Annotated in this window: 16 protein-coding genes; 12 read left to right on the top strand and 4 right to left on the bottom strand. The window is 32.6% G+C overall.

All coding sequences use genetic code 11. The features are described from left to right. Positions 1-78: 78 nt before the first annotated feature. Complete coding sequence (locus ACQKM9_RS04735; protein WP_427733134.1) at positions 79-255, bottom strand: hypothetical protein; 177 nt, start codon at positions 253-255, stop codon at positions 79-81. 292 nt (positions 256-547) lie between these two features. On the opposite strand from ACQKM9_RS04735, the gene ACQKM9_RS04730 reads away from it, so the two are divergent. From ACQKM9_RS04730 to ACQKM9_RS04680, 11 genes are all read left to right on the top strand, one after another. Beyond that, a complete protein-coding gene (locus ACQKM9_RS04730) occupies positions 548-988 on the top strand; it encodes a hypothetical protein (protein ID WP_427733132.1) in 441 nt (146 codons plus the stop codon). Between the two features lie 193 nt (positions 989-1,181). Next, positions 1,182-2,165: an MBL fold metallo-hydrolase gene (locus ACQKM9_RS04725; protein ID WP_427733130.1), complete on the top strand. Its 984-nt coding sequence runs from the start codon at positions 1,182-1,184 to the stop codon at positions 2,163-2,165. Between the two features lie 18 nt (positions 2,166-2,183). After that, a complete protein-coding gene (locus tag ACQKM9_RS04720) occupies positions 2,184-2,561 on the top strand; it encodes an enoyl-CoA hydratase (protein WP_427733128.1) in 378 nt (125 codons plus the stop codon). Between the two features lie 607 nt (positions 2,562-3,168). Then, the gene (locus ACQKM9_RS04715) at positions 3,169-3,603 is read left to right on the top strand and encodes an IDEAL domain-containing protein (protein ID WP_427733126.1); all 435 of its coding nucleotides are present in this window, start codon (positions 3,169-3,171) and stop codon (positions 3,601-3,603) included. Positions 3,604-3,798: 195 nt separating this feature from the next. After that, positions 3,799-4,011 (top strand): hypothetical protein, encoded by a 213-nt coding sequence (locus ACQKM9_RS04710; protein WP_427733124.1) that lies wholly within the window; start codon positions 3,799-3,801, stop codon positions 4,009-4,011. A gap of 473 nt (positions 4,012-4,484) precedes the next feature. Further along, positions 4,485-4,868: a hypothetical protein gene (locus tag ACQKM9_RS04705; protein WP_427733122.1), complete on the top strand. Its 384-nt coding sequence runs from the start codon at positions 4,485-4,487 to the stop codon at positions 4,866-4,868. A gap of 300 nt (positions 4,869-5,168) precedes the next feature. Further along, complete coding sequence (locus ACQKM9_RS04700; RefSeq protein WP_427733120.1) at positions 5,169-6,155, top strand: ketoacyl-ACP synthase III; 987 nt, start codon at positions 5,169-5,171, stop codon at positions 6,153-6,155. Positions 6,156-6,442: 287 nt separating this feature from the next. Then, positions 6,443-6,952 carry a hypothetical protein gene (locus ACQKM9_RS04695; protein ID WP_427733118.1) on the top strand — a complete coding sequence of 170 codons (510 nt, stop codon included), beginning with the start codon at positions 6,443-6,445 and terminating at the stop codon, positions 6,950-6,952. Between the two features lie 406 nt (positions 6,953-7,358). Continuing rightward, entirely contained in the window at positions 7,359-8,003 is a 645-nt protein-coding gene (locus ACQKM9_RS04690) for an alpha/beta hydrolase (RefSeq protein ID WP_427733117.1), read from the top strand. Positions 8,004-8,261: 258 nt separating this feature from the next. Then, positions 8,262-8,957 (top strand): hypothetical protein, encoded by a 696-nt coding sequence (locus ACQKM9_RS04685; RefSeq protein WP_427733115.1) that lies wholly within the window; start codon positions 8,262-8,264, stop codon positions 8,955-8,957. Positions 8,958-9,128: 171 nt separating this feature from the next. After that, complete coding sequence (locus ACQKM9_RS04680; protein ID WP_427733113.1) at positions 9,129-9,368, top strand: hypothetical protein; 240 nt, start codon at positions 9,129-9,131, stop codon at positions 9,366-9,368. 208 nt (positions 9,369-9,576) lie between these two features. Here the strand turns inward: ACQKM9_RS04680 and ACQKM9_RS04675 are convergent, their stop codons facing one another. Further along, positions 9,577-9,957 (bottom strand): SH3 domain-containing protein, encoded by a 381-nt coding sequence (locus tag ACQKM9_RS04675; protein WP_427733111.1) that lies wholly within the window; start codon positions 9,955-9,957, stop codon positions 9,577-9,579. A gap of 378 nt (positions 9,958-10,335) precedes the next feature. On the opposite strand from ACQKM9_RS04675, the gene ACQKM9_RS04670 reads away from it, so the two are divergent. Further along, positions 10,336-11,217: a hypothetical protein gene (locus ACQKM9_RS04670; RefSeq protein WP_427733109.1), complete on the top strand. Its 882-nt coding sequence runs from the start codon at positions 10,336-10,338 to the stop codon at positions 11,215-11,217. Positions 11,218-11,492: 275 nt separating this feature from the next. On the opposite strand, the gene ACQKM9_RS04665 is transcribed toward ACQKM9_RS04670, so the two are convergent. Further along, the gene (locus ACQKM9_RS04665) at positions 11,493-12,404 is read right to left on the bottom strand and encodes a D-alanine--D-alanine ligase (protein WP_427733107.1); all 912 of its coding nucleotides are present in this window, start codon (positions 12,402-12,404) and stop codon (positions 11,493-11,495) included. A 4-nt stretch (positions 12,405-12,408) separates the two neighbouring features. Then, positions 12,409-13,857, bottom strand: coding sequence for a PLP-dependent aminotransferase family protein (locus ACQKM9_RS04660; RefSeq protein ID WP_427733105.1), 1,449 nt, complete (start codon positions 13,855-13,857; stop codon positions 12,409-12,411). Positions 13,858-14,186 lie beyond the last annotated feature (329 nt).

The following is a 14,186-nucleotide window of genomic DNA, read 5'->3' as shown; positions in this document are numbered from 1 at the left end:
CTTGTTGGTTCAAAAGAAAAATAAATGAGTAATGCTGTGGGTACAATGTTATTAAGGGAGACTGGTTGCCTCCCTCTATCAAAATTTAAAAGTAGTAGTATCCATTTTCCTATCACGTCCGCGGTCAATTCTTGTCCGAAGACTGCTACCGCCGTCATTCTCCCAACGATCAATGTCCAAATAATTATCGTCCCAGACTTCAGGTATTCCTCCACCATCTGAAGGGGTTCCAGTTCCCATTACTGAAATACTCACAATATCAACAATGTCATTTTTTACATCATCCTTTTTTAATATTTCATACCAATATCTATATTATGTAATGTGTTTGTTTTAGTTCATTGCGCTTTCCAAAAAAGAGGGATTCATTGACCAATCCTTTATAGATTATTTCTTTTTAGATAATGCATATCATTAAACTAACGAGGAGAGCGTTGATCAAAGTAGAATAGGTGATTATCATGTTGAAGTTGAATTTGTAATAAAGAGGTATTATTAGATGTATATCGAAGTAGTTAAGAAGCGCTATCTGAAAAGGATGATTCAAATGAGTAAATTTTTATTATTATTTTTAACACCTTTTATTCTTATGGGGTGTAGTCAACTTGCGGAAAATACAGTAAGTTCAATGTATTTAGATGGAAAGATAAATGTTGATAATGAAGAATATAATTTGATACAAGGATTCTATACATATAAGGATGAAGAGGTAGAAAGTAAAAAATTAGACCCTTTCTCCCCAATTGAAGCTGCAGACCAATTTGACACTTTAACTGTTGAAAAGAATAGTGAAATAGAAATTGAACTTGAGAATAAAACTACTTATATTACTGTGTATCAATGGAATGAAGATGGTTTAGTTAAAGAAGTACAATTAGTCGGTAATGTATTAACAGTTCCTTCTGAAGAAGGCTATTATGTATATGAAGTCGTAGGGAAATGGAAAAATGGCGAAACTACTTTGGTATTTGATATTGATGTAACTTAGAAGTTTGTGAAGTATTGTATTTTAAGTAACGGGGGAGTTAAGTTGAATAAAAAGGGGAATTTCAGAATGTTCTAGAAGAATTTCATCAAGAATGTCTTAACTAAAGATAAATTACTCTGCATATGCATAAAATTCAATTGAATGAACGTTCAATCAGAATCTTATAGTTCACAAGATTTAGGAGGAATAACTAATGAGGCAATCTAGTATTATTTTCTTTGAAAGAAAATTTCCGAGTGCAAACATGATTCTTATTAAGGATCAGCTACCAATATTAATTGATACTGGTTTTGGGAGTGATGTGAAAGAGACAGAGGAATTAATTAAAGAAGTAGGCGTATCACCTGAAGATTTACACCTAATTGTGAATACGCACTATCACAGTGACCATGTAGGAGGCAATTATCATCTCCAAAAAAAGTATGGTGTTAAGATTGCTGCTCATAAATGGGACGCCGATTTAATTAATTCTTGTGACCCTGAATCTTGTAGTGCAGAATGGTTAGATCAGCCTGTAGAACCTTATCGAGTTGATATTAAGCTTTCGGAAAATGATGAGATACAGACTGGAAGTAGAATTCTGAGAGTCTTACACACACCGGGACATACGTTAGGACATATTTCTTTATATGAACCTGAAGAAGAGATATTAATATGTGGGGATCTCTTTCATAAAAATGATATTGGTTGGTTAAATATTTTTCGAGAGGGTGTCTCGTCTATCCAACGATCACTTGAAAGTTTGGATCAGTTGGCCACAATCCGTATTCAACATGCATATTCAGGACATGGATCTGAAATAGAGAATCCTAAGGCTTCTATTGATGCTGCAAGGGAACGGTTTGAAAAGTGGCTAATGACGCCAGAAAAAATTTCCTGGCATGCCTGCAAAAGGATTTTTTCATTCACATTAATCATTCATAACGGATTGGCAAAAGAAGAAATCAAAAACTACCTTCTCAAGTGTGGTTGGTTCCAAGATTTTGCACGATACTCTTTCCAGCTTCAGCCGGAAGAATTTATCCAAATCCTGCTCGATGAAATGATTCGTTCCGGAGCAGCGAGCTGGCATAATAATTATTTAATCGCTACCACTCCATACCAAGCACCACAAAAGAAATGGATGGACAAGAACATTAAACCGAAAAAATGGAAACTTCAGGATTTTCGTGATTAATTAAAAGGGGCGATTTATATGCCATTAAATGTAGGAGATATCATTACGTTTGAACGGGCTTTTACAGTAAGGGATGTTGAAATATTTACAGCAATTTCAGGTGATGAGGGGATTCATCATCTAACACCAGATGAACAGGGAAGACTTGTTATTCAAGGGTTATTAACGGCAACTTTACCAACAAAAGTAGGTGGAGATCATAACGTCATAGCTCGTAATATGAACTTCGAATTTTCAAGACCTGTGTTTACGGGGGATACAATTATTTGTGAAGTGAAAATTGAAAAATACGAAAGACAAGAAAATAATAGAACAGCTATTATCGCAACTTTTGTATGTAAAAATCAAAACGAAAAAGAAGTTTTAAATGGGGAATTCTCAGGTGTTATACTTTAAGTTCTTTAAAATACTATCAACAAAGAAAGGCTTCGAGTTCAATTAGATACATTACGGAATAGATTAAAAGGTTGTTTTTAATAATAAGATACCGTTAATAGAAACAAATTTAAGAGGTTGTTAAAATGAATATTTCCCAGTTAAAAAGGTCTGAACTCATTGTTGTACTGAGTTTGGGCCTTTTATTTTTCCCTAAATTAGCTTGTCAATGATATGAAGCTTCAATGAACTACTAAATACAGATAACTATGCGCATGCTATAGGATATCTAGTTCATCATGTTTTTAAGGTAATTAGACATTAGACCGTTTCATATGATGGAGATTTAAAAATAAAATTGTTGCATGAAGTTAAAGGTACTGGTGAAAAAGTAAATGAAGCTTTATTGGTATTAGAACAACGTGTAATTGTCTAAAACAAAATACATATGATGATGTTTGCACGTCGTTTAGAAATTTTTAAATTTACCGATTTCGTATAAGAAAACCAACTAGATGTAATTACGCTTTTAGAATACATTACATAAAGACTGGATATTCAAACCATTAGATGTAACTTCATTGTGAATAAATATAAATAAAGTCTGATTGGGGAGGCAGAGAATCTTATGGAAGTATTGTGTTATGAACCAAGTAGAATTCGTATAAATTCTAGAAAAACACTAGTTATGGACTTTTTAGCAGGTGATATTGTGATTGATATCGATGGTGTATTGTACTTTTTAGAGTCAACCAATGGAAATTGCATAGAATTTGATATAAATAAAAATTGCATTGTAAATGATAACGCCATTTATAGGTTCACGAATAATACAGTACTTACCCTTCGAGACCTCGCTGAAAAAAGTAATCTTATCGCGGTTATTAAGACATATACAAATCGTTTCGTTACGAAATTACAAAAGTTAAATGAACCACAAATAACACCAGAAACAGAGAAGCTCATTGCTGAAATTGAAAAGAAATATTTAGAGTGGCTCATTGATTTTGCATTAGACACGGGCGATAAAGAATTATTTTATAAATTAATGAAAGGACCATAGATTTAACATTGTTGTAGTTATTTAATTAGAAATCTAAAACCATTTAATTATCCTAAAATTTTGAATTTATTACATGGAAGGATTTATAATAAGGATAGAGTACTATATAAACAATATTAAAAAATGCACATTGACGTGTTGACTATCCAAAGAAAATTTGAGTAATGTAAATTCTTTATTTTTAGGGGTGTATAAATGGGCGAACAAATTAGTATTTTTACCGTAAATAACTTTTCTGAAGATCCATTATTAAAAAAAATAGAACAGTTACAGGTCGGTGAACATGTTATGATCCAAAGTTACATGGTGGAGCGTACAATCAAATTTTACGAAATTCAAAACGATGAAGTACATGAATGTTTTCATACCAAACAAGAATGTTGCAACTATATTGATGAGAACTTATAACAATTTCGACTAAAGTTATGTAAATTTTGAAATGGAAGAAACACAGGACGGAGATAACTCCTACTATGTTTCTTTTTTTGTGATTAGATTCGAAGGTTACCTAAAACAAGAGGGATTATTCAAAATGAAAGTAAAATACAGAGATGTATTTATGATAGGTATTTTTGAATTCAAATCTTCTTTAGACGAAGGTTTTTAAAAGCAACAATTTAAATGTTAAAGCAGCGAGAGACAATATCAATAGTCAAATTTTTATAGCAACTTAGGCAGAAAAAAGGATCAAACTTATTGAAAGTGATTTACTATATATTCCCTTTTTATTAGATGTATCATTTGGGCAATATATATATAACAGTAATAATCGTTTTTTTAATTGAATGGTTTTATTTATCGAATACATTTCATTTAGAATAATTACCTCAAATTTGTGTATATGACTACTAAATAATCATATTGCAGGGAAGGAGACATTAATGGTCAAGAAAAGATTTGCATTTATTTTGGTTTTATCTTCATTCGTATTTGGTGGTTGTGTAAATAATGAAGCAGCAAAAGAAGAAATCATTTCAGATGAATCATTTGATGTTGAAAATGTTGATTTTTATAAAGGAAAGGCAATGGAGAGCAATCAAGTAATTGTTGAAACAGCAGACATGATGTATAGAGAGAATGCTACAGTTTTCACCTTTCAAAAGGGGGAAAGTGGTAAAACGAAATTAAAGAAAACAAAAACTAAAGCAGAGTACGACAAGATTAAAATTAGATATGTACTAGAAATAGGAAAAGAAGATTTAAAAGAAATAAGTACAAGATATAGTGATGTGATTAAAAATACGTTACCAATAGATGATCATTGAAAATGATGTATTTGTGAATTAATGATTGTTCAAAAGTAACCTCTATACCTCTAAGATAGCCTAATTAAAAGGAATTCGTTAATATCAAATGAATTCTTTTCTGCATTTTTGATGAAACTCGGGAGTGTCTTCAAATATACTTCTTACTAATTAACCTTTGATATCAGCTAGTATTAGATAATAAAAACGAGATAACTATTAAATTAAAACATTAAAAGTATATTTATTTGATAATATTTAGTAACAGGTACTATAAATAAGTGTTAATATGATTAAGATAAATAACTTGGAGGTTTTTTTATGTTTCAATCAAAAGCGAGAATAACAGCTATCGGTTCGTATGTACCTGAACGAACATTAACTAATACAGATTTAGAAAAACTTGTTGAGACAAATGATGAATGGATAATGCAACGTACAGGAATTAAAGAGCGAAGAATGGCGCGAGAAGATGAGTTTACAAGTGATTTAGCTTATCAGGCTGTTCGAGATCTAATGGAACGATACGATAAATCTGTAGAAGATGTGGATTTGATCATCGTTTGTACGATGACTCCTGATTTCAAAACACCAAGTGTCGCTTCTGCAGTGCAGGCGAAGTTAGGCATAAAGAATACAGGTGCTTTTGATTTAAATACAGCTTGTTCTGGTTTTACGTACGGATTATACGTAGCTAATGGGATGATTACATCAGGATTAAATAAAAAAGTCTTGGTGGTTGGGTCAGAGACTTTATCTAGAATTACAGATTATACTGATAGAGCTACTTGTATCCTATTTGGAGACGGTGCTGGAGCAGTGCTCTTGGAATATGATGAACAACAACCAAGTTTCATTTCTTCACATATAGGTTCTGAAGGTGAGGGTGGCAAGAGCTTATATTGTTCGAATTTATCAAACATGATGAACGGTGAGGAAATAGTAGACAATGGAAAATTTGTTCAAAATGGGCGAGCAGTATATAAGTGGGCTGTCAAAACAGTGCCTAAAGGAATGAAAACGGTATTGCAGAATGCTTCAATGGAATTAAAAGATGTAGATTGGTTTGTTCCTCACAGTGCAAATTTAAGAATGATTGAATCAATATGTGAGAAAAGTGATTTTCCTATTGAGCAAACATTATATAGCTTAGTGGAGTTTGGTAATACTTCAGCAGCAACAATACCACTGTCATTAGATCAAGGGGTTCGTGAAGGCAAAGTTAAGAACGGAGATAAGATCTTATTATACGGATTCGGCGGTGGTTTGGCACACGCAGGATTACTTATCAATTGGACGGTTGAATAGAAAAGTATAAAGGACTAATATATATAAGATACAAAGCGGATATTTGGGGAATGTAATTTTAAATTTATATATATAAAAGATTCATAAAATTTGATATGAAGCAAGAAAGATGAGTGATTGTGGTCACTCATCTTTTTTTTGGATGATTTCAATATTTTTAGTAGTGAAAATTTATTAATGACAATGCATAAGTTGCACCTATTATTGATAAATATAAAATAGCATTCATTTTAGTACATACTTAAAGATTAGCAATATGAGAAGGTAAAGAAAGGTGATTAAAAATCATGATTAAGAAGACGATTATTTTACTTTTTTTTATAATGATTATCTTAATGTTACTAACTTTTTCAATAAAACCTACTATTAATTTTGATAATAATTACTATGCTCAAAAGATTTCAGATGCACTTGATACATATATAGAAAGTGATGAACTAATTGAATCTCTTACAATCAAAAATGGGAAAACCTTTTTTTATTCGGATATATACCGTAAAACAATTCAAATTTTTTACTTTGAAGATGGAATACTTAGTTATAATGGCAAAATGAACTATGAAGTGTGGAAGAGAAAGGACCACGAAGGCGATCCAGTAGAATGGATCTATCATGAGTTAGAAAATGGTGAAAGTATTATTTGGGGAGTATCACTGACAGATGATACTATCGAAATAAATAATAAAGTAAAAGTTCAAGATTATATTCAATTAGAAAATGGAGTCAACGTCTTTTTCTCAAAAAATAAAGCAGAACTTAATTTACCTATTGATGTGACATTGAAGAACAATAAATAATTGGAAACAGCATGTACTGTTCATGCTGCACTTTTTATAAATACAACCGAACCGTCTCTTCTCTGTATAGGATTCGCTTTAATAGTACAAACCTAATGAAACTATTAATTTTAAGTTCAAATCGCATATGATTTGAACCTTTTATTTTTGTTAATTTAACATGCTTTATTTCCAATTTAAGTATATAACGGAACGTAAACTGGAAAATTTTTACCTGAAAGACTTATATGAAACTCACACATTTCTTAAAATATATGTTCCATAACGAATGGTAATCGAACATCCTATAGCGACTCCAGATAGCCGATTTCGTTCAGTCTATAGCATAACAACTTAGACCTTCCTCGAACCAAAAGATATTATGGCTCTAATGATCATACAACAAATACATTCGGAGGGGAAAACGATGAAAGGAAATAAAAAGAATTTACAAACGAAAGACATCGCTATAAGTTATACACATGTTGAAACGGGGTCCAAAACAATTTGCTTTATGTTTTCAGGTTCAGGATACAATTACGATAAGCCCCTATTTTATTATGCAACAATGATGATGCTTCAAAATAAAATAGATATTGTACATATCCATTATTCCTATAGTGAACATATATTGAAAAAAACGCTTGAGGAAATATCTAAAGTAATGATGAATGATATAAACACTGTAATGTTAGATGTTCTAAAAAATGGTCAATACAATGAAACGATTTTTTTAGGAAAGTCGCTTGGAACAATTCCAATTGCTATTGACCTTATGAAAAGAGAAGAATTCTTAAATTCAAAGATGATTTTACTTACTCCATTAATAAATTTAGATTTGATTTTTGATTCAATTATAAGTAGCGAACATCAAGGGTTATTAATCATCGGAGACAAAGATCCTCGTTTCAATTTAGAACAAATTGAAAAATTAAGTAATACAAATTTTGAGGTAGAGATTGTCCAATATGCAGATCATTCCTTGGATATCGGAGAATTTGAGACAACCAATTCAATATTAGCTTTATCAGATGTAATGGAAAAAATTCAGGAAGCAGTTAAGGTTATATGAAATCAACGAAAATATAACCCAATTGAGAAGATGAATTCAAAAGAGGTGCGAATTACACCTCCTTTGAATAAGTGAAATGGCGTTTTATCCATAATTATACACATTATTTTATGATCGTTATTATATTTATGAGAGATATTTACCCACCTAGCAATATAGATTTCTTCTCTGGATTTTAGTGCTTCAAAGCAAGAATTAAGAGGGTTATTCATTCATTTTTGAGAAAGTGTTCCCTCAATAACTGTAAGGAGTGAGGTAATGAAGAAATGGATGATGCTCAGTTTAATATTGATTGTATTAGCAGGCTGTCAATCAGCATTATTGGGAGGCGGTCAAACAATCATCGAGTGGGTGAATTTTATCAAATGGAACGGTCAGGATTTTAATAGCATTGATTCAGGTGTATTGGCAGATAATCAGTACATAGGCGAAAAAGTCGGTACGGTTAATTTCAAATTGGCAGACAATGTTACCAATCCATCATACAAAACAAAAGATGGCGATGCAGCTTTCTATGAAAAGGGAACAGAAATATATTCTATTAAAGGGAACAACGATTTATTAGCTGTAAAGAGCGAGAATTCTATTAATGGTTATCAACTCTTTTATTCAACCGAAAGTACAGAGTATAAATGGCATTTTAAACATATGCCTTTAGATGAAGTTAAGAAAATAGAAATTTACACACAAGTAAATAATAAACGGATAGCTGAAATAGTAGATAAAGGGAGAATAGAAGATTTTCTTGAAATATTAAATACCAGTGTGGAAGATAAAGATTTTGCCCCAAATACCAATAACAGAGATTCGATAACTTACGAAATGATTTTTTACACAGATGGTCCCATTGCTTATAACTTTGACATGCAATTTGATGGCAATACATATTTTTGGTACCCATGGGATGCTTGTATTTTATCAGATGATATAAAAGAATTTATCCCGGAAAATTAGTGGAGTTAATAATCAATAATAGGTACTGCTTTTTTACATGAAGGTAATCGCAGGCAATCCATGTGCGACGTCGCTTGCTTTGTGTTTCGCGTATGTAAGAAATGGGCCCGTATTCTAACACTAATATAAATATTTATAAATATTAGATTTTTCATCCAGAAGAATGTCCACATGAATTATCCATTAGGTGTATTCCAATATTACAATAAAGACAGCAACACAACGCATTTCCAATGGAGCTATGTAGATGATTCTTTATTAACTTACTTTGAAATTGAAGTCTATGATGAAAAATTACGCACGTGGGTTAAGCAGATTGTCGTAACGGGGTTGTTGAAAAGCAACCAATTAATGGGGGTAAGTATTAATTATAAAAGAGCGGGGTCTAAGTTTCTGACACTGCTCTATTAATTTTAACAATATAAAATTAACCGTGATACCAACCTGTCTTACAATTAATAGAGACTACTCGCCACCACTTTCCGTCTTCTTTCACCAAGAAATCATAGGTTCCTTGACTACCGGTTGCAGAATTTTTTTTAAACTTTGATGGGGCACCTTTAGGTACATAACCTTGCTTCTTCAAAGATTTGTAAACTCTATCTTTAACACCAGGTGCCTATGTATAGGGATTGGAAAAATTCAATTCATGTGTTTTGACATAAGCTGTTTTATTTTTATACTTAATTTTAGACCATCCATATTGCCGATAGGATTCCCAATCGTACTGATCTTTACCGATTTCTACACCACCATAGACTTTAACAACCTTACCGATTTTAATTTTCCCTAAAGTTTTATAGGATGTACCAGGGGAGGATTTAACGGTTAAATTTTTACTAGCATAAGCTTTGTCATAACTTGCAGCTTGAGCATCTGTTGCGTTTATACTTGTAAAAAGTATTACCAAACATAAACCAGCAAGAAGTGTGATTATTTTTTTTATTGTGAAGTCTCCTAGCATAATAAATTCGAATAGGGTATTTCCTATTTTCTCCACCTATAAATATACCTTCCAATTCTATTTGAATCAATACAAGCCTAGTCCATTTTTATGACTATTTACACAACACTCCCCAAAACATTGTCTGACCTTGAAGTCTTTGACAAGGAGAGGAATTATAAAAACAAGCAAGGAACAAGAGCATTCGGTCTAAATTTGAACTAAGAGAGAACAAGCCTAACCTGTTCTATTATTATTGCTCTTTTTTATTGTAAAGAGCAGAAGTCGTTAATTTGGCACTGCTCTTCTTTTTGTTTTATCTAATAGCAGGACAATGGAACTAAAAATAGCTTGTTAAAGTAATTTATTATTGCTACTATTTAACAGTGTTGATTATAAAATGAAAGTGGGATAAATAACTATATGAAAAATTCAATGAAATTTGTATTATCTATGATTGTATTCATGGTTACAATTTCCGTGGGTTCTCATGTTAGCTTTGCTAATAGCTATGAGCCTATCATCCATGAAACTATTCCAAATACAACAATTAATTTTAGTACAAAAAAACTTACGAATAAACCAGTTAAAGTCACCATCGATACATCTAATTATGAAGGTGGAGACCATTATGTTTATGATGGAAATTCGAAAAAGATTATAAAATCTAATAAGATAACGGTTGAATTTACTAAGAATGGTCGGTATGAATTTTTACCTGTTGATCAAGAAGTAGATGAAGAATCTGCTCCAAATCATGGATATAAATGGATTGTGATTGAAATTCGTAACGTAGATACGACGAAGCCGAAAATTAAAGTTCAAAAGCCTACTTTAGAACGAGGCACAGGTAACTACCAATTAAATTTTGGAATTACTGATTACGGGTCTCGTATAAAGACAGTGACTCGTCAAACTTCTTATAACTCTTCATATACATCAGAAGAAGCTGGGGATGGCGTTGATAGTCATATGATTATTAAAAGAAATGGTCGTTACAAAGTGACAGCCACAGACTTTGCAGGGAATAAAGCAGTTAAGTATATTACTGTAACTGATTATAAAAAAGCGCCACTAAAAGTTAATACATTTACGTCGAAAAATAATTACATAACCGGGAAATCTATGAAAAATACTTGGGTTTCTATTTACAATTTAAACACAGGTTATAGAATAGCAAAAGTTAAAACGGATAGTAATGGCAAGTTTAAAGCAAGTATAGGAAAACAGAAAACAGGTACAAAACTGTATGTATGGACTTGGCATATTCCAGAAAAGTATGTGAGTGCTAGTAAAGATATAACTGTAACAAGATAATGAAATATAATACTAAATTGTTCCTGTTATTGTAGCTGATCTACCTTATCGCCACAAATAACAAACTTAATAAGTAAAAAATACTTTGGTAGTGTTGATTATAAATAAGCTTGTTTAAGTAATCGAATGTACTGCCTGCATTATACGATAAATTAAAAGAATCCATTTACAAGATTGATCAAAATGGATTCTTTTTAGTATACTAAGGATCAACTTTTTAAAAGGTTTAATATTTCCTACTAATGTTGCTAAGTCTAATTTCAGCCCATATTGGCCTAGACACCATTTTTCCTTTCTTTAAGTGAATTTTTAATAATCAAGTCAAGTAGCTGATGATAAGGGATACCTGCTGAATGTGCACTTTTTGGCAGCAGACTGTTTTTCGTCATGCCGGGTAATGTATTAACTTCTAGCACATATGGGACCCCGTTTTTAATCATCATGTCTATTCGGGCATAAACGCTACATTTCAATAATTTATAGCTAGAAATCGCTGCAAAAGCGACACGATTATGTGTTTCTGGCGGGAGCTGGACCACCTCTTCAATGGTAGCCACATCATTATATTTCGAGGTATAATCAAAAAATTCACTCTGATGACGAATGGAAATCACCGGTAAAAGCTTTCCATCCAATATCGAACAAGTGATTTCCTCGCCCGTAATAAGCTTTTCGATTATCACTTCGGAATCCCATTTGAATACTTCAATAATCGCAGATTTTACCGTATCTTTGTCATAAACAATTTTTACTCCTACACTCGAACCACCTGAATTAGGTTTCACAACTACTGGGAATCCCATTTTGTCTAGTTCATCCATATTAAGTTCTTCCGTGTTCATAAGGTGAATCCAATCCGGTGTTTGCACCCCTTCATACCTGATGATTTTTTTTGAAATATTCTTATCCATGCATAAGCTGCTGGACAGGACACTGCTCCCTGTATAGGGAACTCCCATGGTTTCAAGGGTACCTTGAATGGTACCGTCCTCACCGAATTTGCCATGTAGCGCTAGTAGCGCAACGTCAAGATTCCTTGTATTTTCCACTAAATCTTCTTTTTTCTCTATGTGGATTGGTACAACTTTATATTTATTTTTATCTAAATGAACCATCATTTCTTCACCTGTCATAAGTGAAACTTGCTTCTCGGAGGAAACCCCTCCCATAATGACGCCAACTCTCATTTTTTTAACCTCCAAAATTATTTTTTAAGGTTTCCCCTATGATTTTAATTCCCTGAATAATTTCTTTTTCGTTTAGCCTAGAAAATCCTAATCGTAACGTATGATTTCCACTACTGTCCGTGTAAAAAACATTCCCAGGCGAAAAAACAACTCCTTTTTGGTAACATGTTTCTAAAAGTTTTTGTGAATCAATGTTATTATCTAGTTCTATAAAAAGGTGGAGTCCACCGTCACCGGTTATCCGTTTACAAGGAATATATTGCTCACAATAATGGACAGCTAGTTCATATTTTTTCTTATAGACTGCTTTCGCTTTTTTTATATACTTCTCAAAATAGCCATCATTTAAATATTGATATAACACCGCTTGGTCTAAAGTTGACGTATGAACTGTCCGAGCTCTTTTCATACTTTCCAAATAATAAATCAACTCTTTGTCTGCTAAAATCCATCCAACTCGCAAACCAGGAAAAAGAATCTTAGAAAAGCTACTGATATAAATGACATTATTGCCGAGTCCAGAAAAGGCAGCCAATGGAGCCTGATGTGACCCCGAGTAACGTAATTCTTCATTAAATCCATCTTCAACAATAGGAAGCTGATAGGTTGAAAACAGATTCATGATTTTCTTCCTTTTTTCAGAGGATGTTACGATTCCAGTTGGATTATGATAAGACGGAATGAAATAGGCAAAATCATATTCATTCTTTGATAGGCATTTTTCTAGCTGCCTAACATTGACACCGTCATCCTCCATATCAATTCCATCGATTTCAAAGCCATGTAATCGAAAGAGCTTAAGGGCAGAATGATGGGTTGGATTTTCACAAATAAGACGGCCGTTCTTTTTATTTAAAGTGGATAAAAGAAGATCTAGACCTTCCGTGAAGCCATTGGTAATTAAAATATCTTTGTTTCTAATGTCTACCCCCTTATTCTCCATGTAGTGAAGCAGGTAGTCGATAAGTGGTTTATAGCCCTTTGCATAGCCATAGTTAAGAACAATGTCTCCTTCAATGGACATCCGATTTAAAAAGGCCTTTTTAAAATTTTCTACATCAAATAGCTTTTCATCGGGTGCGATACTTGTAAATGAGATCATTCCCTTATTCCAGCGCACTCCATTCTTCATGAGGTCCAATTTTTCTGCCAAAAAAGTTTGCTCATTGATTTTTTCAATCCAATTCAACTCGATAGATAGGGATTTGAAGGTCTCTACTTGATTTACAAAGTTTCCTTTTCCTTTTACCGCATAGATCAGGCCATCTTGCTCCAAATCCGCATAAGCCGTTAGAACGGTGTTTCGGCTGATGGATAATAATGAGCTGAGTTCACGGGTGGATGGAAGCTTTTGGTGCTCAAGCAAATGTCCGTTGGTGATCATTCTTTTTAAATATTCCTTAAGCTGAATATATAAAGGACGGCCTTCCGTTAGCTTAAAATCGTTAAACACTGTATTCATCCCCTTGCTTACATTTTTACATTTTTGCACCGATTCCAAAAGGTCCACTCATTATGTATTTTTACGGTCTTGTGGTGGGTGTGAAACTATAAAGAAACCATTTAGAGTCTTTCAGCTATGAAAAAGCCCTTGATAAGTAGGAATCTTAATCGAGGGCAACAATAGTTTAATTATATATTGGGGATTAAACTAATGGGAACGAACTTGACCAAGAGCACACAAATTATTTTTGTCACTAAAAGGAAAATATTAAAAAATATTAATCGAAAGAAAATGATAGCATGAGAGGAAGCTCTATAAAATCATATGTAGATGATAAT

Origin of the sequence: Viridibacillus sp. NPDC093762 (genome assembly GCF_050279675.1) — a bacterium.
Classification (GTDB): domain Bacteria; phylum Bacillota; class Bacilli; order Bacillales_A; family Planococcaceae; genus Viridibacillus.
This window is presented reverse-complemented; position numbering and strand designations above follow the sequence as displayed.

Bases quoted from the DNA above. Each gene is read 5' to 3' on its own strand.
- ACQKM9_RS04730 (WP_427733132.1), top strand. From the start codon at position 548: ATGAGTAAATTTTTATTATTATTTTTAACACCTTTTATTCTTATGGGG.
- ACQKM9_RS04725 (WP_427733130.1), top strand. From the start codon at position 1,182: ATGAGGCAATCTAGTATTATTTTCTTTGAAAGAAAATTTCCGAGTGCA.
- ACQKM9_RS04720 (WP_427733128.1), top strand. From the start codon at position 2,184: ATGCCATTAAATGTAGGAGATATCATTACGTTTGAACGGGCTTTTACA.
- ACQKM9_RS04715 (WP_427733126.1), top strand. From the start codon at position 3,169: ATGGAAGTATTGTGTTATGAACCAAGTAGAATTCGTATAAATTCTAGA.
- ACQKM9_RS04710 (WP_427733124.1), top strand. From the start codon at position 3,799: ATGGGCGAACAAATTAGTATTTTTACCGTAAATAACTTTTCTGAAGAT.
- ACQKM9_RS04705 (WP_427733122.1), top strand. From the start codon at position 4,485: ATGGTCAAGAAAAGATTTGCATTTATTTTGGTTTTATCTTCATTCGTA.
- ACQKM9_RS04700 (WP_427733120.1), top strand. From the start codon at position 5,169: ATGTTTCAATCAAAAGCGAGAATAACAGCTATCGGTTCGTATGTACCT.
- ACQKM9_RS04695 (WP_427733118.1), top strand. From the start codon at position 6,443: ATGATTAAGAAGACGATTATTTTACTTTTTTTTATAATGATTATCTTA.
- ACQKM9_RS04690 (WP_427733117.1), top strand. From the start codon at position 7,359: ATGAAAGGAAATAAAAAGAATTTACAAACGAAAGACATCGCTATAAGT.
- ACQKM9_RS04685 (WP_427733115.1), top strand. From the start codon at position 8,262: ATGAAGAAATGGATGATGCTCAGTTTAATATTGATTGTATTAGCAGGC.
- ACQKM9_RS04680 (WP_427733113.1), top strand. From the start codon at position 9,129: ATGAATTATCCATTAGGTGTATTCCAATATTACAATAAAGACAGCAAC.
- ACQKM9_RS04670 (WP_427733109.1), top strand. From the start codon at position 10,336: ATGAAATTTGTATTATCTATGATTGTATTCATGGTTACAATTTCCGTG.
- ACQKM9_RS04665 (WP_427733107.1), bottom strand. From the start codon at position 12,404: ATGAGAGTTGGCGTCATTATGGGAGGGGTTTCCTCCGAGAAGCAAGTT.